The organism is Geodermatophilus marinus, from assembly GCF_003428645.1.
GTDB lineage: Bacteria > Actinomycetota > Actinomycetes > Mycobacteriales > Geodermatophilaceae > Geodermatophilus.
In genome coordinates this window covers 1-20,788 of record NZ_QVQH01000044.1, presented here as the reverse complement: position 1 = coordinate 20,788, position 20,788 = coordinate 1, and the positions used below count along the sequence as shown (strand labels likewise).

23 protein-coding genes and 1 pseudogene are annotated in these 20,788 nt (G+C 75.7%); 14 read left to right on the top strand and 10 right to left on the bottom strand.

The genetic code is table 11. From position 1 onward, the window contains the following. Positions 1-459 precede the first annotated feature (459 nt). The gene (locus D0Z06_RS25565; protein ID WP_158580074.1) at positions 460-597 is read right to left on the bottom strand and encodes a hypothetical protein; all 138 of its coding nucleotides are present in this window, start codon (positions 595-597) and stop codon (positions 460-462) included. 128 nt (positions 598-725) lie between these two features. Between D0Z06_RS25565 and D0Z06_RS24350 the strand changes: the two genes are divergently transcribed. The 4 genes from D0Z06_RS24350 (at position 726) to D0Z06_RS24335 (ending at position 3,027) form a co-directional block, all read left to right on the top strand. Beyond that, on the top strand, positions 726-1,169 hold the full coding sequence (locus tag D0Z06_RS24350) for a hypothetical protein (protein ID WP_199522521.1): 444 nt from the start codon (positions 726-728) through the stop codon (positions 1,167-1,169). A 412-nt stretch (positions 1,170-1,581) separates the two neighbouring features. After that, complete coding sequence (locus D0Z06_RS26640) at positions 1,582-2,031, top strand: class F sortase (protein ID WP_233517940.1); 450 nt, start codon at positions 1,582-1,584, stop codon at positions 2,029-2,031. Positions 2,032-2,187: 156 nt separating this feature from the next. Continuing rightward, positions 2,188-2,400 (top strand): hypothetical protein, encoded by a 213-nt coding sequence (locus D0Z06_RS24340; RefSeq protein WP_147332123.1) that lies wholly within the window; start codon positions 2,188-2,190, stop codon positions 2,398-2,400. A 234-nt stretch (positions 2,401-2,634) separates the two neighbouring features. Further along, a complete protein-coding gene (locus D0Z06_RS24335) occupies positions 2,635-3,027 on the top strand; it encodes a nuclear transport factor 2 family protein (protein WP_117380132.1) in 393 nt (130 codons plus the stop codon). 64 nt (positions 3,028-3,091) lie between these two features. On the opposite strand, the gene D0Z06_RS24330 is transcribed toward D0Z06_RS24335, so the two are convergent. Beyond that, entirely contained in the window at positions 3,092-3,502 is a 411-nt protein-coding gene (locus D0Z06_RS24330; RefSeq protein WP_117380131.1) for a VOC family protein, read from the bottom strand. Between the two features lie 144 nt (positions 3,503-3,646). Between D0Z06_RS24330 and D0Z06_RS24325 the strand changes: the two genes are divergently transcribed. The 4 genes from D0Z06_RS24325 to D0Z06_RS24310 all read left to right on the top strand — a co-directional run bounded on the left by D0Z06_RS24325 (position 3,647) and on the right by D0Z06_RS24310 (position 7,271). Further along, positions 3,647-4,018 carry a GNAT family N-acetyltransferase gene (locus D0Z06_RS24325; protein ID WP_370453383.1) on the top strand — a complete coding sequence of 124 codons (372 nt, stop codon included), beginning with the start codon at positions 3,647-3,649 and terminating at the stop codon, positions 4,016-4,018. Between the two features lie 88 nt (positions 4,019-4,106). After that, entirely contained in the window at positions 4,107-5,471 is a 1,365-nt protein-coding gene (locus D0Z06_RS24320) for a cryptochrome/photolyase family protein (protein ID WP_117380129.1), read from the top strand. After that, positions 5,464-6,273 carry an Fpg/Nei family DNA glycosylase gene (locus D0Z06_RS24315; protein WP_117380128.1) on the top strand — a complete coding sequence of 270 codons (810 nt, stop codon included), beginning with the start codon at positions 5,464-5,466 and terminating at the stop codon, positions 6,271-6,273. The genes D0Z06_RS24320 and D0Z06_RS24315 overlap by 8 nt, the downstream gene beginning before the upstream one ends. A 32-nt stretch (positions 6,274-6,305) precedes the next feature. Continuing rightward, the gene (locus tag D0Z06_RS24310) at positions 6,306-7,271 is read left to right on the top strand and encodes a glycoside hydrolase family 25 domain-containing protein (protein ID WP_117380127.1); all 966 of its coding nucleotides are present in this window, start codon (positions 6,306-6,308) and stop codon (positions 7,269-7,271) included. Between the two features lie 21 nt (positions 7,272-7,292). On the opposite strand, the gene D0Z06_RS24305 is transcribed toward D0Z06_RS24310, so the two are convergent. Next, a complete protein-coding gene (locus D0Z06_RS24305; RefSeq protein ID WP_117380126.1) occupies positions 7,293-7,604 on the bottom strand; it encodes a putative quinol monooxygenase in 312 nt (103 codons plus the stop codon). A 68-nt stretch (positions 7,605-7,672) separates the two neighbouring features. Here D0Z06_RS24305 and D0Z06_RS24300 point away from each other — a divergent pair, with 68 nt between their 5' ends. Next, the gene (locus D0Z06_RS24300) at positions 7,673-9,064 is read left to right on the top strand and encodes an FAD-dependent oxidoreductase (protein ID WP_233517939.1); all 1,392 of its coding nucleotides are present in this window, start codon (positions 7,673-7,675) and stop codon (positions 9,062-9,064) included. An 80-nt stretch (positions 9,065-9,144) separates the two neighbouring features. On the opposite strand, the gene D0Z06_RS24295 is transcribed toward D0Z06_RS24300, so the two are convergent. Next, the gene (locus D0Z06_RS24295; protein WP_233517938.1) at positions 9,145-10,224 is read right to left on the bottom strand and encodes an inositol monophosphatase family protein; all 1,080 of its coding nucleotides are present in this window, start codon (positions 10,222-10,224) and stop codon (positions 9,145-9,147) included. After that, positions 10,217-13,027: a phosphoenolpyruvate carboxylase gene (ppc, locus tag D0Z06_RS24290; RefSeq protein ID WP_117380124.1), complete on the bottom strand. Its 2,811-nt coding sequence runs from the start codon at positions 13,025-13,027 to the stop codon at positions 10,217-10,219. Before ppc ends, D0Z06_RS24295 begins: the two co-directional genes overlap by 8 nt. An 87-nt stretch (positions 13,028-13,114) precedes the next feature. Here ppc and D0Z06_RS24285 point away from each other — a divergent pair, with 87 nt between their 5' ends. After that, positions 13,115-14,044, top strand: coding sequence for an SMP-30/gluconolactonase/LRE family protein (locus D0Z06_RS24285; RefSeq protein WP_117380123.1), 930 nt, complete (start codon positions 13,115-13,117; stop codon positions 14,042-14,044). A gap of 11 nt (positions 14,045-14,055) precedes the next feature. Here D0Z06_RS24285 and D0Z06_RS24280 read toward each other — a convergent pair whose 3' ends face one another. The 4 genes from D0Z06_RS24280 to D0Z06_RS24265 all read right to left on the bottom strand — a co-directional run bounded on the left by D0Z06_RS24280 (position 14,056) and on the right by D0Z06_RS24265 (position 17,888). Further along, the gene (locus D0Z06_RS24280) at positions 14,056-14,910 is read right to left on the bottom strand and encodes a tetratricopeptide repeat protein (RefSeq protein WP_117380134.1); all 855 of its coding nucleotides are present in this window, start codon (positions 14,908-14,910) and stop codon (positions 14,056-14,058) included. Positions 14,911-14,989: 79 nt separating this feature from the next. Further along, positions 14,990-16,174, bottom strand: coding sequence for an ABC transporter permease (locus tag D0Z06_RS24275; RefSeq protein ID WP_117380122.1), 1,185 nt, complete (start codon positions 16,172-16,174; stop codon positions 14,990-14,992). Beyond that, positions 16,171-17,088: an ABC transporter ATP-binding protein gene (locus D0Z06_RS24270; RefSeq protein ID WP_117380121.1), complete on the bottom strand. Its 918-nt coding sequence runs from the start codon at positions 17,086-17,088 to the stop codon at positions 16,171-16,173. Before D0Z06_RS24270 ends, D0Z06_RS24275 begins: the two co-directional genes overlap by 4 nt. 83 nt (positions 17,089-17,171) lie before the next feature. Beyond that, positions 17,172-17,888, bottom strand: a complete 717-nt coding sequence (locus D0Z06_RS24265; RefSeq protein WP_117380120.1) for a type 1 glutamine amidotransferase family protein — start codon at positions 17,886-17,888, stop codon at positions 17,172-17,174. A 71-nt stretch (positions 17,889-17,959) separates the two neighbouring features. On the opposite strand from D0Z06_RS24265, the gene D0Z06_RS24260 reads away from it, so the two are divergent. From D0Z06_RS24260 to D0Z06_RS24245, 4 genes are all read left to right on the top strand, one after another. Next, complete coding sequence (locus tag D0Z06_RS24260; protein ID WP_117380119.1) at positions 17,960-18,643, top strand: UdgX family uracil-DNA binding protein; 684 nt, start codon at positions 17,960-17,962, stop codon at positions 18,641-18,643. Continuing rightward, positions 18,640-19,095: an organic hydroperoxide resistance protein gene (locus tag D0Z06_RS24255; RefSeq protein WP_117380118.1), complete on the top strand. Its 456-nt coding sequence runs from the start codon at positions 18,640-18,642 to the stop codon at positions 19,093-19,095. The genes D0Z06_RS24260 and D0Z06_RS24255 overlap by 4 nt, the downstream gene beginning before the upstream one ends. Positions 19,096-19,175: 80 nt before the next feature. Continuing rightward, positions 19,176-19,637 (top strand): NAD(+)--rifampin ADP-ribosyltransferase, encoded by a 462-nt coding sequence (gene arr / locus D0Z06_RS24250; RefSeq protein WP_117380117.1) that lies wholly within the window; start codon positions 19,176-19,178, stop codon positions 19,635-19,637. Between the two features lie 722 nt (positions 19,638-20,359). After that, a complete protein-coding gene (locus tag D0Z06_RS24245) occupies positions 20,360-20,617 on the top strand; it encodes a hypothetical protein (protein ID WP_117380116.1) in 258 nt (85 codons plus the stop codon). A 64-nt stretch (positions 20,618-20,681) separates the two neighbouring features. Here the strand turns inward: D0Z06_RS24245 and D0Z06_RS24240 are convergent. Next, positions 20,682-20,788: pseudogene (locus D0Z06_RS24240) on the bottom strand (IS5/IS1182 family transposase); the annotation flags it as partial.

Genomic DNA, 20,788 nt, shown 5'->3' with positions numbered 1-20,788 from the left:
GCGACAGCTACCGACTCAAGGACCGCGACCTCGGCCGCCCACACGCGGCCGCCACCGAAGACGCATGACCACGAGGGGGTCAACTTTCAGCCGTCGCTAGGGGGTCAACTTTGGGCCGTCGTTGACACCCAGATCGCAGGCCGTGATGAGAGCCATCGGCGACATCGGTGACACCTCCGCGTCATCACCGGCGTGCAGGAGAGCGGCCGCTCTCTCAACGCGATGAGCAACGTGGCCGCGGCGTCGTGGGTACACCGTGACCTGCGCTAGCTAGGCCGTTCGACATCAACGGAAGCGCAGCAGGGCGTCGGATACGCGTTGTAGCCGCGCGACCCGGGTGTCGTGTGTCCGGATCCCTGGCGCGCCCCGACGACAAGGCTTAAGCCGAGTGTCCATGAGGCCGCCTTCAGGGATGTGGGTTCCGGAGCCCGAGGTCCGCAGGACCGGCCCAGTCAGTGGCTACTGACCTTCGTTGGCCTCCCGCTTCCACCCGTTGATCTTGATCTCGGCGTCCTGCTCCAGGCTGCACCCGTAGCCGATGCACTCCTCCGTCGAGAGGGCGGGCTCGTTCGAGACGCGTGAGACCCATGTGAGCACGATCGGCAAGGGTTGCCAGTTGATCAGTTGAGTGTCGACACAAGCACTTCAGGCGCATTCGGTATCGGAACGACTCCACTGTGTAAGGGTGGCAGTCGCCTCATCCCGAAGCTCTTGGAGTCCGAATCATGCGTCGTCGTACCACCGCAGCTGCTGGTGTCCTGTTCACCGCAGCTCTGTCCTTCGGCTTCTCCGGCACCGCCCACGCCGCCGACCTCTACAACTGCCCGGACTTCCAATACCAGGAGGACGCCCAGGCCGAGTACGACAAGGACACGAGCGACCCGCACGGGCTGGATGGCCCCATCGGGACCGAGTCCAGTGGAGTCCCCGGCGTGGCGTGCGAGGACCTCCCGAGCAGGGGGACGAGCGGTGCGGGTGGCACCACGACGACCGGGACCACCAGTGGCAGTCAGGTCTCCACCCGGCCGGCGGGTGCCGTCGCCGCCGGTGACGGCAGCTCGTCCAGCGATGAGGGCAACGCGCTGCCCTATGTCCTCGGGGGTGCGGCGCTGACCGCGGCCGGTGGCGCCGCGTTCGCTGCCCGGCGCAGCTCCCGCGCAGGCGCCTGACCGGCGGGACGTGCGACACCGCGCGCCCACCCCCCGCCCCGGCCTCGCAGAGGCCGAGGCGGGGGGTGTGGTGCGCATCGGGGAGGCCTACCCCCCGCCGGTGCCTTCAGCGCGGTCCGCCGGCACTGCTGTCGACGTCGATGCGCTGCTGGCCCGACCACGGCACGTCACTCGGTATGGGCGGGCGCGACACCGTGCACCTCGGCCCCGCGCCGCGCGCGTCTGGACCGGAACCTCAGCACTGCTCGCCGCCGGAGGCATCGCGGCTATCGTGTTCCTGCCGACGGCAGCGAGCCACCCAGCCCGGCTCGAGGTCCCGGTCGCCGTCACCCCCTCGACCGACGCCGGACCCTCGACGAGCTCGTCTGACACCGGTGCGGAATCGGCCATGCCAGCAGGCGCCATTCCGCAGATGCCCGCCAGCGCCCCCGTCCGGGTCCAGATCCCAGCCCTCGGGGTCACCTCCCGCATCATGGAGCTCGGCCTGGAGCGGGACGGCTCCATGGAGGTCCCGCCCGGCGCATACCCGGTGGGGTGGTACGGCGGCAGTCCCAACCCCGGTCAGCTCGGCCCCTCCGTCCTGGCCGGTCACGTCGACTGGGAGGGAGAACCCGGCGCCTTCTACGGACTGCGTGAACTCGTCCCCGGAGACACGGTAGTCATCGACCGGGCCGACGGCACGGTCGCAACCTTCCGCGTCGACCGGGTTGAGAAGTATCCGAAGGACGACTTCCCGACCGAAGGGGTCTACGGCGACATCGACCACGCCGGCCTACGGCTCATCACCTGCGGTGGATCCTTCGACGAAGACACGGGTGAGTACCTCGACAACGTCATCGTCTTCGCCCACTTGACGGGCTGAGAAGGCCCCTCGACGCGGCTCGCCAGGAGGTTCGAGTTCTACCGGCAGCACGCCGAGGCCTGTTGCGCGGATGCGGGACAGACCGCAGCTCCCTGCCCCACCGCAGCTCGCGGACCTCTTGTGGCCCGGCCGGTGGCCCGAGCACCCGAGGGACTCGTGGAGGACCGCCTGCTCACGCTCCGGGCGACCCGGACCCGCGCCCTGGTGCTGCCCGCCGTCCTGGTGCTGGTCACCGGCTCCCTCGCCGTCGCGCGGTCGCCCTGGTGGTGGCTCGCGGTCGCGGCGGGTCTGGCGCTGGTCGTCCCCGTGCTCGTCGTCCCCGCGCGCCTGGAGCGGCGCGCCGCGCTCCTCCGCCACAGCGGCGGCTGAGTCGGGGGGAGGCCGCACCGGCGGCCGAACTCGAGGACGCCGCACGGCCGGCGCGGAATGCACGGACGCCGGCCGCTGCTGGGTGCTGCGTGGATCGCAGCAGCGTGTGACGAGCAGCACGGAACGAGGCGGGTGCCGCCGGATCGGCGCGGCTCCGCAGCGCCACGACGCCGCGGCGGCCGCACCGGCACCCTTCCCCACCCGGCAACCGCCGCCCCCGCCGAGGAGGCACCCGTGACCGACACCGACCGCCTGCAGCGCAACAAGGACACGGTGCAGGCCTTCTACGACCTGATGTTCAACCGGTGCCGCCCGGCCGAGGCCCTCGAGCGCTACGCCGGCGACACGTACACCCAGCACAACCCGCACGTCGGCGACGGCAAGGCCGCCTTCGTCGACTACTTCGAGCGGATGGCCCGCGACCACCCCGGCAAGCAGGTGCGCTTCGTGCGCGCGATCGCCGAGGGCGACCTCGTCGTCCTGCACTGCCACCAGACCTGGCCCGGCGATCACGACTACGCCGGCATCGACATCTTCCGCCTCGACGAGGCCGGCAAGGTCGTCGAGCACTGGGACGTCCTGCAGGTCCTCCCCGAGCACTCCGCCAACGACAACGGGATGTTCTGACGACCGGCACGGGGAGCCCGTGCTGCCCGTGCCGCCGGACCGGCGCCCCGCCGGCGCCCGCGGGTTACCAGCCGACGCCGGGCTCGTAGGTGCCGAACGTCCACTCCTGGCCGCCGGGGTCCACGACCCGGGCCTGGCGGGTGTGCCAGATCGTCCGCTCCGGTGCGAGCACCGGCCGGGCGCCTGCGGCGACGGCCCGCTCGAAGGCCCCGTCGACGTCCGGCACGCGCAGGTAGAGGCCGCACGTGGTGGGCGGGCGCACGACGGCCCCGGCGTCGGCCGCGTCGTCGGCCCCGGTCGCGGTGCCGTTCCCGGCGACCACGAGCACGGCGTCGCCCCACCGGACCTCGGCGTGCAGGACCTGCCCCTCGGGCGTCTCCTGCCGCCGGACCTCGGTGAAGCCGAGCGCGGCCAGCCAGGCGAGGGCGGCCCGGGCGTCGCGGTAGCCGAGGGTGGCGAACAGCCGGGCGGTCACGAGGGCCGAGCCTAGGGGCTCCAGGACCGCCCGACGACGGGTCCCGGCCCGGCGACGCCACGCTCCGTGACCGCGCCCGGGGGATCGACTCGCCCGCCGGGGCGAAACCACGGGGTCCTCCGAGGCGTTACCGTTCGAGTACGCATGTCGTGTCCCGGCAACGGCGCCGGGGCGGAGCGGAGGTGGAACAGCAGCATGGAGACACGTGTGGTCGACGCCCCGGACCGGGGGCGCTTCGAGGTGCTGCTCGGGGACCGGGTGGTCGGCCTGGCCAGCTACCACGTCGAGGGCGGCACCATGGCGCTGCCGCACACGGAGGTGGACCCCGCGGTCGGGGGCCGCGGCATCGGTTCCGCGCTCGTGGCGGGTGTGCTCGTCGCGGCGCGGGAGCGCGGGCTGCACGTGCTGCCCTACTGCTCGTTCGTCCGCCACTACATCCAGCAGCACCCCGAGTACCTCGACCTGGTCAGCGAGGACGACCGGCCGCACTTCGGCCTGGAGACCGCCGACCGCTGAGGCCGACGCGCGAGGGCCCCTCCGCCGCCCGGGTGGAGGGGCCCTTCTGCGTCCTGCAAGCCGGTCGTGCGCGACCTAGTCTGCCCGGGTGCCGACCGTCCTGCTCTGGTTCCGCCGCGACCTCCGGCTGGCCGACCACCCGGCCCTCCTCGCCGCCCGGGACGCCGCCGGTCCCGACGGCGCCGTCCTCCCGCTGTTCGTGTTCGACGACCGGCTGTGGGGGCCGTCCGGGGACCCGCGGCGGGCCTTCCTGCTCGACTGCCTCGCCGACCTGTCCGACCAGCTCGACGGCGCGCTCGTGCTGCGCCACGGGGACCCGGCCCGGGTCGTCCCGGCCCTGGCCCGCGAGGTCGGGGCCACCGGTGTGCACGTCTCCGCCGACACCGGGCCCTACGGCCGGCAGCGCGACGCGGCGGTCGAGCGGGCGCTGGGCGACGTCCCGCTGGAGCGCACCGGCTCGCCCTACGCGGTCACCCCGGGCCGGGTGACCAAGGGCGACGGGACGCCGTTCCGCGTCTTCTCCCCCTTCGCCCGCGCCTGGCGGGCGCACGGCTGGCGCGCCCCGGCGCCGCGCCCGCGCACCGTGCCGTGGCTGACCGGCCTGCGCGCCGACGCCCCGCCGCCGGCCCCCGACCTCGGCGGCGTCCGGCTCCCCCCGGCGGGCGAGGCCGCGGCGCGGGCGGCGTGGCGGCGCTTCCGCGACGAGCGCCTGGCCGGGTACGCCGACACCCGCAACACCCCGGGCACCGACGGCACCAGCCAGCTGTCGGCCTACCTCAAGTACGGCTGCCTGCACCCGCGCACCCTGCTGGGCGACCTGGCCGAGGTCGGCGGGGCAGCGGCCGACGCGTACGCGAACGAGCTGGCCTGGCGGGACTTCTACGCCGACGTCCTCTGGCACCGCCCGGAGACGCACAGGGAGCCCTACGACCGCCGGATGGCCGCGATGCGCTACGACACCGGGCCCGACGCCGACGAGCGGTTCGCCGCCTGGGCCGCCGGCCGCACCGGTTACCCCGTCGTGGACGCCGGCATGCGGCAGCTGCTCGGTGAGGCGTGGGTGCACAACCGGGTCCGGATGATCGTCGCGTCGTTCCTGGTGAAGGACCTGCACGTCGACTGGTGGCGCGGGGCCCGGCACTTCCTCGCGCACCTGGTCGACGGCGACCTGGCCAGCAACAACCACGGCTGGCAGTGGGTGGCCGGTACCGGCACCGACGCCTCCCCCTACTACCGGGTGTTCAACCCGGTCACCCAGGGCGAGAAGTTCGACCCGGACGGCGAGTACGTGCGCCGCTGGGTGCCCGAGCTGCGGGACGTGCCGAGGCGCTACGTGCACCGCCCCTGGGACAGCCCGGACGGCGTCCCCGAGGGCTACCCGCTGCCGATCGTCGACCACGCCGAGGAGCGCCACGTGGCCCTGGACCGCTACGAGAGGGTCCGCCGTGCCTGAGGGCCACACCCTGTACCGGCTGGCCCAGGACCAGTCGCTGGCCTTCGCCGGCCGCCCGGTGCGCGTGTCCAGCCCGCAGGGCCGCTTCGCCGCCGGGGCCGCCCTGCTCGACGGCCGGGTGCTGGACGACGTGACCTCCTACGGCAAGCACCTGTTCGCCGGGTTCGGGGAGGACACCCTGCACGTGCACCTGGGCCTCTACGGCTCCTTCGCCGCGGGCACCGGCGCTCCCCCGCCGCCGCGCGGGGCGCTGCGGATGCGCTGGGTGGGCGAGGGGCCGGACGGGTTCGGTGCCTGGACCGACCTGCGCGGCGCGACCGCCTGCGAGGTCCTCACCCCGCCCGAGGTGGAGGGCATCCTGGCCCGGCTCGGCCCGGACCCGCTGCGCCCGCGGCGGGACGACGGGCGCGCCCTGCGCCGCGTGCAGGGCAGCCGCACCGCCATCGGGGCGCTGCTCATGGACCAGTCGGTGCTGGCGGGGGTCGGCAACGTCTACCGCGCCGAGATCCTCTTCCGGCACCGCGTCTCCCCGTTCCGCCCGGGCCGGGACGTCGACACCGACCTGTGGGCCGCGCTCTACGCCGACCTGCGCGCGCTCATGCGGGCCGGGGTCCGGATGGGCCGGATCGTCACGACGCGGCCGGAGGACCGGGGGCGGCGCCGCGGGGCCGTCCGCCGGGAGGACGCCCACTACGTGTACCGACGCACCGGCCTCCCGTGCCGCATCTGCGGGACACCGGTGCGCACCGAGGTCATGGTCGGCCGCAACCTGCACTGGTGCCCCGTCTGCCAGGCGGTCTGACCGCCGCCCCGCCCGCGTTCTACCGTGGACCGATGAGGGCGACGGCGCACCCCCCGGCGGCCCGGGCCGCCGTGCGCCTGCTCGCCTGCCTCGCGCTGGTCTGCCTGGCGCTGGTGCTCGCCGCTCCCCCGGCGTCCGCTGCCCCCGGGGGCGGCCGGGACGACGACCGGGGCAGCGGGGACGCGCGCGGCCGCGGGGACGACGGCGGCAGCGGGGCCGACCGGAGCAGCGGGGAACCGGCCCGCGGGAACGGGCGGGGCCCCGACGACGGGCGGGTCGGCTACGACGTATCGCACCCGCAGTGCGACGAGGACCTGCCCGAGGACCCCGCGTTCGCCGTCGTCGGCGTCAACGGCGGGCTGGCCACCCGGCCCAACCCGTGCCTGGCCGAGCAGCTGGAGTGGGCGGCGGAGTCCGCGACCGGCCGGGTGAGCGGCCAGCCCGAGGTCCAGCTCTACCTCAACACCGCCAACCCGGGGCAGGTCCGCCACCTGGTCACCACCTGGCCGGAGTCCGGGCGCTCGCCGTACGGCCGCTGCCTGGGCGGCAACACGCTGGCCTGCTCCTGGCAGTACGGCTGGCTGCGGTCCTACGCCAGCGTCAACTCCTTCTTCGTCCCGGCCGCGACCGAGGCCGACCTGGACCCCGACCCGGCCGGGTACCGGTGGTGGCTGGACGTCGAGACCATGAACACCTGGCAGGAGCGCTCCCCCGAGGCCGCCGCGCGCAACCGGGCGGCGCTCGAGGGCATGACCGACCACCTCACCGGCCTGGGCGCCGAGGTCGGTCTCTACTCCACCGGCTACCAGTGGGGCCGGATCGCCGGCCAGGTGCCGCCGGACAGCCCGCTGTACGAGCTGGACAGCTGGCTGGCCGGCGCGACGACCCGCTCCGAGGCGGCCGCCAACTGCACGCTCCCGCCGCTGGTCGGCGGCGGCCGGGTGGTGCTCGCCCAGTACGTCACCGGCGGGCTGGACCACAACCACCCCTGCCGCTGAGCGCGGCGCGGACCGAGCGGGTCAGAGCGCGCCCTTGCCCGGGTCCCCGGCCGGCACGGCGGTCAGGACGACCACCTCCGGGGCGGCGGTCAGCTTGCCCTCGAGCCGCCGGCCGAGCTCGGTGATCGCCTCGGCCTTGCCGTGCGCGGCCAGGGCCTGGGGGCTCTGCCACTGCTCCACCATCACCAGCCGGCCGTCCTGGGCCTCGTGCAGCGCGTAGCGCGCGCAGCCCGGCTCCTGGTGCACCTGCGGGACCGCGGCGAGCACCGCCTCCCGGACCTCGGCGGCGTGCTCGGCCTGCGGGCTGATGGTGGCGACGACGACGATCGACACGTGCTTCCTCCGGGGAGATCGGGGTGGAGCCTGGCGCACGCGCGCCCGGCCGGGTCAGGATGCCTGTCGTGTCGGCCGTCACTCCCCCTGGCCCCCCGTCCGCACCGCTGCGGGTCGCCGTCGTGGGCGCCGGGCCCGCCGGCATCTACGCCGCCGAGGCCCTGACCCGGCAGGACGACGTCCCCGTGGCCGTCGACCTGGTCGACCGGCTGCCCACGCCGTTCGGGCTGGTCCGGCACGGCATCGCGCCGGACCACCTGAAGATGCGGGCGATCCGGGAGACCCTGCACCGGGCCCTGGAGCACCCCTGCGTGCGGTTCGTCGGCAACGTGTCGATCGGCACCGACGTCTCCTGCGCGGAGCTGCTCGAGGCCGTCGACGCGGTCATCTACACCTACGGCGCGGCGCTGGACCGCCGGCTGGGCATCGAGGGCGAGGAGCTGCTGGGCAGCCTGGCCGCCACCGAGCTGGTCGCCTGGTACACCGGCCACCCCGACGCCGACCGCGCGAAGGTCGAGGCGGCGCTGGAGGGGGTCCGGGACGTGGTGGTCGTGGGCGTCGGCAACGTCGCGCTCGACGTGGCCCGCGTCCTCGTCCGGACGCCCGAGGAGCTCGACCCCACCGACATGCCCCAGCACGTGCTCGACGTCCTGGCCGCCGCCCCGGTCGAGCGGGTGACCGTGCTGGGCCGGCGCGGCCCGGTCCAGGCCACGTTCACCACCAAGGAGCTCGACGAGCTGGGCGACGTGGCCGGCGCGACCGTGCTGGTCGACCCGGCCGACCTGCCTGGCGAGGACGAGCCGCCACCGCCCGACCGGCTGGTCGCCCGCAACATCGGGGTGCTGCGCGAGTTCGCCGGCAACACCCCCGAGCCGGGCCGCCCCACGGTGACCCTCCGCTTCTTCGGCCGGCCGGTGCGGCTGGCCGGCGAGGACCGGGTGACCGGGGTGGAGGTCGAGCGGACCGTGGTCGACGAGGACGGCCGCGCCTCCGGCACCGGGGACGTCGAGCTGGTGCCCGCCGACCTGGTCGTCCGCTCGGTCGGGTACCGCGGCAGCGGGCTACCGGGCCTGCCCGTCGACGAGAGCCGGGGGACGGTGCCGCACGCGGCCGGCCGCGTGCTGCGGGAGGGCAGCCCGGCGCCCGGGGAGTACGTGGCCGGCTGGATCAAGCGCGGCCCCACCGGGGTGGTGGGCACCAACAAGCACGACGCGCGGGAGACGGTGGCCGCGCTGCTGGAGGACGTCGCGGCCGGCGTGCTGCGGCCGACCGGTGGCCGCGGCGACCTGGTGGAGCTGCTGCGGGCCCGGGGCGCCGACCCGGTGCTGCTGGAGGACTGGCGGGCCATCGACGCCGCCGAGGTCGCGCTGGGGGCCGAGCGCGGCCGGGCGCGCACCACCCTGCACGAGTGGGACTCGCTGCTCGCCGCGGTACGGGAGGCCGCCCACCGGATCGGCTGAGCACGCGCGGAGACGCGCCCCCTCCACCCGGCCCCGGCGGTCCGCCCCCGCTGGTGCACCCGCCGGCGCGCAGCGCTCGGTCAGCGCGCCAGGCGGATGAGCTCCCGGGCGGTCCGCCCGTCGGCGGCGGCGGCGAAGCGGATCAGGGTCACGGTGTCGGGCCGCAGCAGCAGGGGCTCGCCGTCCGGGTCCAGCGCCACCCCGCCGGCCGCGGCGAGCACGGCCAGCGCGCCGGCGACGTCGTGCACGTGGGTGCCGCCGCGGTCGACGTCGTGCCAGGCCGCGGCCGACCCGTCGGCGACCAGGCAGAGCTCCACGGCGGTGCACCCGGTGACCCGGACCCGGTGGGCGGACGGGGGCACCCGCACCACCCCGCCCCCGGGCGCCGAGGGCAGGACGACGGTCGAGCCGGCTCGCACGTGCACCGGGGTCCCGTCGCGGCGGGCGCCCTCGCCGGGCACCCCCTCCCAGCGCCGGCCGGAGGACAGGTCGACGACCACCCCGGCCAGCGGGCGGCCCGCCTGCACCAGCGCCGCCGAGAACGCCCAGGGCGGCACCCCGGCGCGGAAGTTCCCGGTTCCGTCGAGCGGGTCGAGCACCACCCACGGCCCCGTGCCCGGGTCGGCGGGATCGGTGCGCTCCTCGCTGAGCACCGGGACGCCGAGCTCGGCCATGACCGCGGCCGCGGCCTCGTGCGCGGCGTCGTCGGCGGCGACCGACAGGCTGCCGTCGTCCTTGCGGGTGTCCCCGTCGTCGTCGCGGGTGAGGGCGACGGCGATCTCCACCCGGCTGGCGGCCAGCGCCGCCGCGTGCCGGAACCGGGCGGTCAGCGGCGCGTCGCCGGGCGGGACCGGCACGGGGAGGGTCTCGTCCCGGAACTTGTGCCGCACCCGCTGGCAGCCCCAGCCGGCCGCGGCGTCGAGCACCTCCGGCCGGCCGAGGTCCAGCCCGGCCGAGGGCAGCACGACCACCTCGGGGGTGCCGTCGGGCGACCACTGGCGGCGCAGGTGCGCCGCCCCGGCGGGGCCGATGAGCACCCGGGCGTTCGGGTCCAGCAGGGCCGGGGCCAGCGCGTTGGGCGAGACCTCCATGCGGAGGGCCGCCTCGCGCACCTGCGCGCCGGTCGTGGCCACCCCGAGCCCGGCCCCGGCCTCACCCACTGTTGCGCAGCGCGGTGGCGATGCCGTTGATGGTCAGCTGGATGTTGCGCCGGACGAGCTCGTCGTCGTCCCCCTGCCGGCGGCGCCGCAGCATCTCCACCTGCAGGTGGTGCAGCGGCTCGAGGTAGGGGAACCGGTTGCGGATCGACCGGGCCAGCGCGGGGTTGTCGGCGAGCAGGCCGTCGTCGCCGGTGACCGCCAGCAGCATCCGGCAGCTGCGCTCGTGCTCGGCGGTGATCCGGTCGAACACCGTCCGCCGCAGCGTCTCGTCGGGCACCAGCCCGGCGTAGCGCGCGGCCAGCCCGAGATCGGTCTTGGCCAGGACCATGCCCATGTTGGACAGCATGGTCCGGAACCACGGCCAGCGCCGGTGCAGCCCGCGCAGCCGGTCGAGGCGCTCGTCGGAGCCGGCCGCCCCGCCGCCGTCGACGTAGCTCTCCAGCGCGCTGCCGGTGCCGTACCAGCCGGGCAGCATGATCCGCGCCTGCGACCAGCTGAACACCCAGGGGATGGCCCGCAGGTCGGTGATCCGGTCGCCGGGCTTGCGGGAGGGCGGCCGGCTGCCGATGTTCAGCTCGGCCAGCTCCCGGATCGGGGTGGCGGCCCGGAACCACTCGACGAAGCCCGGCGTCTCGTGCACCAGCTCGGCGTAGGTGCGCCGGGCCCGGCCGGCGAGGTCGTCGAGCAGCGCGTAGGCCGCGTCGGCGTCCTCGCCGAGGCCCTCGACGTCGAGCAGCGTGGCCTCGAGGGTGGCCGCAACCATCGCCTCCAGGTTGCGGCGGGCGAGGTCGGGGTCGGCGTACTTGGCCGCGATCACCTCGCCCTGCTCGGTGATCCGCAGCGACCCGGCCACCGCGCCGGGCGGCTGGGCCCGGATGGCGTCGTAGCTCGGCCCGCCGCCGCGGCCGACGGTCCCGCCGCGGCCGTGGAAGAGCCGCAGCCGGATGCCCTCGGCGCGGGCCACCTCCACGAGGTCCAGCTCGGCCCGGTACAGCGCCCAGTTGGCGGCGAGGTACCCGCCGTCCTTGTTGCTGTCGGAGTAGCCGAGCATGACCTCCTGCTCGTCGCCGCGGTCGGCGACCAGCGCGCGGTAGAGCGGCTGGGCGAGGACGGCGGCCATCGTCGTCCCGGCGCGCTGCAGGTCGTCGATCGTCTCGAACAGCGGCGAGATGCCGACCGGGCAGCTGGGGCCGTCCTCGCCGTCGGGGTCGAGCAGGCCGACCTCCTTGAGCAGGACGGCAACCTCGAGGACGTCGCTGACCGACTCGCACATGCTGATGACGTAGTTCGGGACGGCCCGCGGGCCGAGCAGGGCCACCTGCCCCGCGGCGGCCTCCAGCAGGTCGAGCTCGCCGCGGGCCAGCTCGGAGAGCCCGGCCCCCGGCCGCACGAGGGGCCGGCGCATCCGCAGCTCACCGGCCAGCAGCGCGACCCGCTCCTCCTCGCCGAGCTCGGCGTAGTCGGCGCAGACGCCCGCCCAGGCCAGCAGCTCGCCGACCACCTCCTCGTGCACCGCGGAGTTCTGCCGCATGTCCAGCCCGCAGAGGTGGAAGCCGAAGACCCCGACCGCCTCCCGCAGCCGGGCGAGCCGGTCGTCGGCGAGCGCACCGGCGCCGTGCGTCCGCAGCGAGGTGTCGACGACCGCCAGGTCGGCCAGCAGCTCGTCGGGGCTGCCGTAGGGCTCGAGCCGGGCGTGCGGCGCCGGGCCGGGCACCGCCCCGAGGACCCGCTCGGCGGTGGCGGCCAGCCGGGCGTGCATGCCGAACAGCGCCCGCCGGTAGGGCTCGTCGGCGCGGAACGGCGAGTCGTCGCGGGCCACCTCGGCGAGGTGGGCCAGCTCCCGCGTGGGCGTGATGAGCCGGTCGGACATCGACAGCTCGTCGTGCAGGACCAGCAGCTCGGCGAGGTGGTGGCCCAGCGCGGTCTCCGCCTGGCGGGTGCTCGCCCGCCGCACGGCCTCGGCGGTGACGAACGGGTTGCCGTCCCGGTCCCCGCCGATCCAGGAGCCGGGCAGCAGCATGGGGCGGGCCAGCAGGCCGGCGTCCGGCCAGCGGGCGCGCAGCTGCCGGCGCAGCTCGGCGTTGATGTCCGGCAGCACCTCGAACAGCGACAGCTCGTAGTAGCGCAGCGCCTCGTCGATCTCGTCGGCCAGCCGCAGCCGGGACAGCCGCAGCAGCGCGGTCTGCCAGAGGGTGAGCACGGCGCGGTGCAGCTCGGCCTCCCAGTCGGCGCCGGTCTCGCCGGCCGCGGAGCGGTCGCGCTGCCGGATCAGCTCGGTCACCTGCCGCTGCACCCGCGAGATGGTCCGCCGGCGCACCTCGGTCGGGTGGGCGGTCACCACCGGGGAGACCATCGCGCCGCGCAGCTGGCGGGCGACCGCGTCGGGGTCGAGCCGCTCGGCGTCGAGCAGCCGGAACGTGGTCGCGAGGCTGCCCTTCTGCGGCGGCGAGCCCTCCCGCCGGTGGAACCGCCGCCGCCGCTCGTGGTGGAGGTCCTCGGCGAGGTTGGCCAGCACGGAGAAGTGGCTGAAGGCGCGGATGACGTGGTTGGCCGCGCGGACGTCGAGGTCGCCCAGCCGGCCGGCGAGCTCGGCCCGGTCGACCTCCGAGCGGCGGACCCGGAAGGCCTCCACGCGGGTGGACTCCACCAGGTCGAGGACGTCGTCGCCGGACTGCTCGCCGATCACCTCCCCCAGGACCCGGCCCAGCAGCCGGATGTCCTCCCGCAGCGGGGCGTCGGCGCCGTCGGCGTCCACCCCCCCGTGGTGACGCAGGTCCGCGACGTCGATGCTGGCTTCGGACACCCCGCGAGTATCGACCGTCGGTGTGACGGGTGCGTGTCCTGGGCGTCCCCGGCGGTGCCGCGGCCCACCGCGGGCGAGGATGGGGCCGTGGAGCGACTGACCGCACGCCCCGCCGCCCCCGCGGCCGCCGAGCACGGCGAGGGGCCGGTGTGGGACGCCGGCCGCGGCGAGCTGGTGTGGGTGGACATCCCGGCCGGCCTCGTCCGGCGCGCGACCCTGGGCGCGGGCGGCGAGCTCACCGAGGTGGGCTGCGACCGCGGCGGCGGCACGGTGGGGTTCGCGGTCCCCGCCGCGGCGGGCGGGTGGCTGCTCGGTGCCGACGGCGGGTTCACCCACCTCTCCCCCGGCGGCACGGCGCGGGTGCTGGTGGAGCTGGCCGGCGAGGGCGGCACGCCGGGGACCGGCGGCACGCGGATGAACGACGGCGGCTGCGACCCCGCCGGGCGGCTGTTCGGCGGGACCATGGCCTTCGACCAGCGTCCCGGGGCCGGGTCGCTGTACCGCGTCGACCTCGACGGCACCGTGACCCGCGTGCTCGACGGCCTGACCGTCTCCAACGGGCTGGGGTGGGCCCCCGACGGGCGGACCCTCTACCTGGCCGACTCCGGCCCGGGCGTGGTGCACGCCTTCGACTACGACCCGGCCACCGGCGCGCTCGACCGCGGCCGGGTGCTGCTCGACCTCGCCGACGACGACGGGCCGGCCGACGGCCTCACGGTGGACGACGCCGGCTGCCTCTGGACCGCGCTCTGGGGTGCGGGTCAGGTCCGCCGGTGGTCCCCGGACGGCGCGCTGCTCGCCGTGGTCGAGGTGCCGGTGGCGCAGACCTCCAGCTGCGCCTTCGCCGGGCCCGGTCGCGACCTGCTGGTGGTCAGCACCTCGGCGGAGGGCCTGGACGACGCCGCCCGCGCCGCGCAGCCCGACGCCGGCCGGCTGTTCACCGCCCGCCCGGGGGTGACCGGCCCGCCCGCCGCCCCGTACCGCGGTCCGGGGGACCGGCTGGACCAGGCCGGCTGAGCCCCCGCGCGTCAGCCCTCGAGGTCGGCCAGGGTGCGGGCGGCCAGCTCGTCGCCCTCGGCCGCGCCGAGCCGCAGGTGCTCGATGGCCCCGTCGAGGTCGCCGCGGCCGGCGAGCAGGACGGCCAGGTTGTGGTGGCAGTACGGGTCGCCGGCGGCCAGCCCCGCCCGGAAGGCCTCCTCGGCGGACTCGACGTCCCCCAGGTCGTCGACGTAGAGGTTGCCCAGCGGCAGCCAGGACTCGCGCTCGCCCCGCTTGGCGCCGCACTCCAGGAACCAGCGCGCCTCGCCGGTGCGCCCGGTGTCGCGCAGCAGCGCCGCCAGCGCGGTCCGGGTCGCCGGGAAGGCCCCCGCACCGGCCCGCAGCTGGGCCTCCAGCGCCGGGTCCCGGGTCTCGGCCCAGCGCCAGCTCGCGAGCACGGCGGCGGCCGTGTCGTGCCCGTTCTGCGCCAGCCCGGCCGCGACGACGGCGGCCTCCTCGGCCCGGCCCTGCTCGCGGAGGAGGAAGGCCAGCTCCAGGAGGCCGGCCGGGTCGCCGGCCGCGCCGGCGCCGCGGAAGGCCCGCTCGGCGCCGGCGAGGTCGCCGAGGTCCTCGAGCACCAGGCCCAGGTTCAGCCAGGCGTCGCTCTCCCCGCCGGCGAGCGCGTGCTCGTAGGCGTCCACCGCCTCCGCGGCTGCGCCGCGCGCGGCCAGCGCGTTGCCGAGGTTGAACCAGCCCAGCGGGGAGCCCAGCTCGGCGGCACGGCGGAAGCAGGCCTCGGCCTCCCGTCCCCGGCCGGCGTCCACCAGGTCGCAACCCAGCTCGATGACGGCGTCGGTGTCCCGGGAGGTCCGCAGCAGCCGGATGCGCCGGTCCAGGTCCTCCATGCCCGTGATCATCCGGGCCGGGAGGCGGGACGTCGTCCCCCGTTCGGTGCGTCCTCACCCCTCGGAGGCGTGGTCCGGCTCAGGCCCGCTCGGCCCGCAGCGCCTCCCGCAGCTTGGTCTTGCCGGTGGTGCGCAGCAGCGCCCCGGCGTAGACCCGGCCGCCGACGCGGACGACGACCGCGATCGCGACGAGCATGACCACCACCGACAGGGCGATCTCCCACACCGCCACCTCGCCGGCGGCCTGCCGGACCGGCATCACCAGCGGGGAGAGCCCCGGCACGTAGGAGGTGACGGTGGCCAGCGTGCTCGACGGGTCCCCGGCGGCCTGGATGGCGACGACGAACCCCGCGACCAGCAGGATCGTCATCGGGGTCAGCACGCTGCCGAGGTCCTCCTGGCGGCTGACCAGCGAGGCGGCGACGGCGAACACCGAGGCGTAGAAGGCGTAACCGAGCACGAACCAGGCCACGACGGTGACCACGGTGGAGACCAGCTCGCCCGGGACGCTGACGACGTCGAAGGCGAGGGCACCGGTGACGCCGACGACGGCGATCAGCACGATCTGCGCGAGGCCGAGGACCCCCAGGCCGAGGATCTTGCCGGCCAGCAGCTGCCAGGGGCGCATGGTGGCCAGCAGGAGCTCCACGACGCGGCTGGCCTTCTCCTCCACGACGCCCTGCGCCACGAACTGGGCGAAGAGGATGAGCAGGCCGTAGAGGACGGCGACGCCGATGATCGCCACGACGACCCGCTGGCCGTCGGCCTCGTCGTCGCCCTCCAGCGTGGTGACGCCCAGCTGCGGGACCGCCTGCAGGTCGACGCCGGCCTCCACCAGCTGCCCGGTCACGGCCACCTCGGCCACCGCCGAGCCGACGACGGCCTCCAGGGTCGGGTCGCGGTCGGCGAGGAGCAGCTCGGGGGCCGCGCCCCCGTCGAGGAGGACGGCGTCGACCTCCTCGGCCTCCAGCGCGGCGCGGGCGGCGCCCTCGTCGGGGAGGTCGACCAGCTCGACGTCGAGGCCGACCGCCTCGCCCTGCGCCTGCACGGCCGGGCCGACGCCCTCGGTGCCGTCGACCACCGCGAGGCGGCTGGTGTCCGACCCGGAGTTGACCACCACCTGGAAGGCCATCACGCCGAGGAGCAGCAGCACGATGACCACCGAGCTGATGATGAAGTTCTTGTCGCGGATGCGGCTGGAGACCTCGCGGCCGGCCACCATCCGGACCAGCGCCGCGCTGGACGGGGTGCGCAGCTCGCTCATGCCGCCACCGCCTCGGGGGTCCGGTCGTCGGCGACGGCCTCGCGGAACAGCTCGACCAGCGTCGGCTCCCGCCAGGCGAAGTGGGTGACCCGGCCGGTGCGCACCGCGGCGGCCAGCACGGCCTGGTCGTCGCCGCCGGCGTCGAGCGCCAGCAGCGTGTCGCCGGCCTGCTCGGAGACGACCCGCACACCCGGCAGGGCGGCGGCCCAGCCGCGCGGCGCGTCGGGGACGACCACCCGCAGCAGCCGGCCGGCCTCCCGCTGCCGCAGCTCGGGCACCGTGCCCACGGCCACCATCCGGCCGCGGGCCAGGATGCCGACCGAGTCGCAGAGCCGCTCCACCAGGTCGAGCTGGTGGCTCGAGAACACCACCGGGACGCCGCCGCGCACCTGCTCCAGCAGCCCGTCGGCGAGCGCGTCGACCCCGACCGGGTCCAGCCCGGAGAAGGGCTCGTCGAGGATCAGCACCTCCGGGCGGCTGACCAGGGCGGCGGCCAGCTGGACCCGCTGCTGGTTGCCCAGCGACAGCTTCTCCACCGCGTCGCCGCGGCGGTCGCCGAGGCCGAGCCGGCCGGCCCACTCGTCGGCGGCCCGGCCGGCGGCCCGCGCGTCGAGGCCGTGCAGCCGGGCGAAGTAGGCCAGCTGCTCGCCGACCCGCATCTTCGGGTAGAGGCCGCGCTCCTCCGGCATGTAGCCGATGCGGCGGCGGACCTCGTGGTCCAGGGGCCGGCCGCGCCAGCGCACCTCCCCGGCGTCGGCCCGGACGAGCCCGAGCGCGATGCGCATGGTCGTCGTCTTGCCGGCACCGTTGGAGCCGCAGAACCCGAACATCGTGCCCGGCGCGACGGCGAAGGTGACGTCGTCGAGGACGCGGTTCGCGCCGTAGCTCTTCGTCAGCCCGTCGAACTCCAGCACCGCTGCGACCCCCGCCCTCGCCGTCCCCGCCCTGCGGGGACGACGCTATCCGGGTGACCCCGGGCACGTTCCGGCGGGCGCGATCAGGCCTCCCCGGCCCACCGCAGCCGGTCGCCGGCGCGGGCGGCGGTCACCGTGGCCGCGCCGCCGTCGCGGGTGACCCGCCACGCGGTGCCGCGGCCGGCGACGAGCGCGACGTCGCCGTCCGCGTGGACGGCGGTGTCCTCGTCGAGGGCCAGGCCGTGCGCGGCACCCGAGGACAGCAGCCGCGGCAGGGTCCCCCACTGGGCGCAGTGGACCTCCACGGTCCACGGCACCAGGCCCAGCCCGGGGGTGAGCCGCAGCTCGTCGAGGTCCTCGGCGGCGTCCTCGGGGCACACGGGCACGCCGCCGGAGCGCCAGCCGCCCACCAGCGCCCGCTCGGCGGCCACCGCGGCGCCCGCGGAGAACCCGGCGTAGGGGCGGCCGCCGGCCAGCCACTCCCGCACGCCCGCGGCCGCCGGGGCCAGCGCGTCGGCGTAGGCGGGGGTGAGGCCGCCGCAGACCAGCAGGGCGTCGGCGTCCCCCAGCGCGGCCGGGTCCAGCCGACCGCCGAGGGGCACCAGCACCGGCACCGGCTCGCAGGTCGCCGTCCGCCGCAGCACGCCGGCCCAGCGCTCGAACTGCGCCCCGCCGTCCCCCTCGTCGAGGACGACGGCGGCCACCACCGGTGCCGTCCCGGCCGACTCGAGGAAGGGGCCGTAGAGGTCGGCCGCCGCCGCGGGGTCCCAGCCGCCGCCTATCAGGTGGGTGGTGCTCACGGTGGGCGGCCTCCTCGCGGTGGGTGGGGCGCCAGTGTGCACGGCGGCCGCGGCTGCGCTTCCATCGGCGCATGAGCCAGGAGAACGTGCCCGCGCAGCCGCCCTCGGGCGTCGGCCTCGACGGGCTGCGGGCCGCCGCGGCGGGCTGCCGGGCGTGCGAATTGTGGGAGCCGGCCACCCAGACGGTGTTCGGCGAGGGGCCGGAGACCGCGCGGATCGTCTTCGTCGGCGAGCAACCCGGGGACCAGGAGGACCGCAAGGGCGAGCCGTTCGTCGGCCCGGCCGGGCGGCTGCTGGACCGGGCGCTGGGCGACGCGGGCATCGACCGCCGGGACGCCTACGTCACCAACGCGGTCAAGCACTTCCGGTTCACCCCGACGCCGAAGCGGCGGATCCACCAGAGCCCGGGCCCGGAGCACCTGCGCGCGTGCCGGCCGTGGCTGGAGGCGGAGTTCGCCGTGCTCCAGCCCGAGGTGGTGGTGTGCCTCGGCGCGGTCGCGGCCAAGGCGCTCATCGCGCCCTCGTTCCGGATCACCAAGGACCGCGGCCGGCTGATGCCGTGGACGCCGCCGGGGGTGGCCCGGGCCGAGGACGGCGACGACGCCGCGCCGGACGAGGAGGACGCGCCGCACCAGACCTGGATGCTGGCCACCGCGCACCCGTCGGCGGTGCTGCGCACGCCCGACGACGCCCGCGCCGCCGCCTACGACGCGCTGGTCGCCGACCTCCGCGTGGTCGCCGGGGCGCTGGCGTGAGCGCCGCGAGGACGCGGGTCTACACCGCCGAGGCCACCGCGTTCGGGCAGCGCACCGGTGCCGTCGTCTCCTCCGACGAGCGGCTGGAGCTGGAGCTGTCGCGGCCGGCGGCGATGGGTGGGGACGGCGGGCCGGGTACCAACCCCGAGCAGCTGTTCGCCGCCGGGTACGCCGCCTGCTTCCACAGCGCCATGCGCTTCGGCGTCCCGCGGCTGGGGCTGCCCGCCGACGCGCTGGAGGGCTCGCGGGTGACCGCCCGGGTGCACTTCCTGCGCGGCGGGCAGGGCGACTTCGGGCTCGCCGTCGACCTGCACGCGCACCTGCCCCGGCTGGACGCCGACCAGGCCCGCGCGCTGCTCGAGGAGACCCACACCGTCTGCCCCTATTCGCGGGCGACCGCGGGGAACGTCGAGGTGGGCCTGCACGTGGGCGACCCGGCCGACGACGGCTGACCGGACGCGCCGCGCGACCTGACCCTCGACGGCGTTCCCGCGGGAACGCCGGACCCGCGGTGCCCGAGGAGAGGACGGCGATGGACGAGAACGGCGGCACCCGTGTCCCCGTGACCTACGAGCGCTGCGCGCACGTCGAAGGCCCCTTCTTCCACGGGACGAGGTCCGTGCTCGAGGCCGGCGAGGAGCTGGTCCCCGGCCGCGGCTCCAACTTCCAGGCGGGCCGGGTGTCGAACCACGTCTACTTCACCGCGCTCGTGGACACCGCGGCGTGGGGCGCGGAACTGGCGACGGCGTTGGCCGGGGACACCGACCGGGGGCGCATCTACGTCGTGGAGCCGCTGGGCCCCTTCGAGGACGACCCGAACGTGACCGACAAGAGGTTCCCGGGGAACCCCACGGAGTCCTACCGCACCCGCCACCCGCTGCGCGTCGTCGGCGAGGTGGAGAGCTGGGAGGGGCACGACCCGGAGGTGGTGAAGGGGATGCTGGACCACCTGGCGCGGCTGCGGGAGCAAGGGCTGGACGTCATCGAGGACTAGCGAGGAGGGGTCGCCGATCCCGGGGACGAGGGAGTGCCCCCAGCGGCTCGTCCCGAGGTGACGGGAAGGACGTTCCCGCGGGAACGCGGTCAAGGCGTGTGGCGTGACGACGTCTCCGCGGGCACCCGGAGGGGGACCTCCAGCTGACGTGGTCGAGGCTGCTCGCCGGCCGGTGTGTCCCAAGCGGCCCGCACATCCCCGTCGGCGAGTCCGGGAGCGGCGGCGTGGATCCGACGGAGCAGCGGGCGGGGGGCCTTCGACCCTGGAGGCGGGAGGTCCCAGGACGTAGCGTCCCTCATGGCCAAGAAGCCAGTGGTATGCCGACTCGGGGTCCATTCTTACGTGTACGCGCATCCTCGCGACGAGCACCAGGGGCCGGATCAATACCGAGATCAGGTGTGCCGTCGCTGCGGTAAGGGCCGCGACGATCACATCCTTGCTCTTCCGAAGAATCCTCCGCCAGGCCTTGGGCCGACCATCTTCGGCTGATCGTGCTGAGGCTTTCAGACAGCAGTTCGCCCCGCCGTCGTGGTGAACTGGCAGGGCACCGCCCAGAGGAGGGCGATGACCTGGCTGGGCAAGAGACACCCCGAATCCGCCTCCCAGGAACGCACCGGTCCAACTGACGTCCGCCGATCCATCGGTCGCCGGGTGTGTCCCGAAGCGGCCCGTTGAGGGACGCGCCCGGCGGCGTTGCTGTTGCGTCCGACGGAGCCGTCGGCATGATCCGCATCGTGGGACGCGGAGAGGACACCGAGAACCTGGCCCCGGCCGGAGTGATCTGGTTCGTCCTGCACACCCGCGTCGGCCGCATCACCGCGCTGGCCCTGCTCCTTGCAGCCGTCGCGCTGGGCCTCCCGGGCTGGGTCAACGCCTCCGAGCCCCTGACCATCGGCGCACTGGTGCTGTACGGCGCAGTGTTGCCGGTCGTCTTGTCCCCGCTTGCCATCCGAGAGCAGAAGCGGCGGGAGCGGCGATAGCGGGCACCTGGCCCGAGGCTGTCTGATGTCCCGTAGCGGCCCACTTAGAGCCCCCGCCAGTAGGTCATCGGATGCGTCGTGATCGTGGTCGGGTGTCCCAGCGGTAGAGCAGCCAGGCGGCCCGACACAGCGCACGGACGGTGACGATGGCCGCGGCCAGGGCGAGGTAGG

Coding starts and splice junctions, on each gene's coding strand:
- D0Z06_RS26640 (WP_233517940.1), top strand. CDS start 1,582: ATGCCCGCCAGCGCCCCCGTCCGGGTCCAGATCCCAGCCCTCGGGGTC.
- D0Z06_RS24245 (WP_117380116.1), top strand. CDS start 20,360: ATGATCCGCATCGTGGGACGCGGAGAGGACACCGAGAACCTGGCCCCG.
- arr (WP_117380117.1), top strand. CDS start 19,176: ATGGACGAGAACGGCGGCACCCGTGTCCCCGTGACCTACGAGCGCTGC.
- D0Z06_RS24260 (WP_117380119.1), top strand. CDS start 17,960: ATGAGCCAGGAGAACGTGCCCGCGCAGCCGCCCTCGGGCGTCGGCCTC.
- D0Z06_RS24275 (WP_117380122.1), bottom strand. CDS start 16,174: ATGAGCGAGCTGCGCACCCCGTCCAGCGCGGCGCTGGTCCGGATGGTG.
- D0Z06_RS24325 (WP_370453383.1), top strand. CDS start 3,647: ATGTCGTGTCCCGGCAACGGCGCCGGGGCGGAGCGGAGGTGGAACAGC.
- D0Z06_RS24310 (WP_117380127.1), top strand. CDS start 6,306: ATGAGGGCGACGGCGCACCCCCCGGCGGCCCGGGCCGCCGTGCGCCTG.
- D0Z06_RS24280 (WP_117380134.1), bottom strand. CDS start 14,910: ATGGAGGACCTGGACCGGCGCATCCGGCTGCTGCGGACCTCCCGGGAC.
- D0Z06_RS24350 (WP_199522521.1), top strand. CDS start 726: ATGCGTCGTCGTACCACCGCAGCTGCTGGTGTCCTGTTCACCGCAGCT.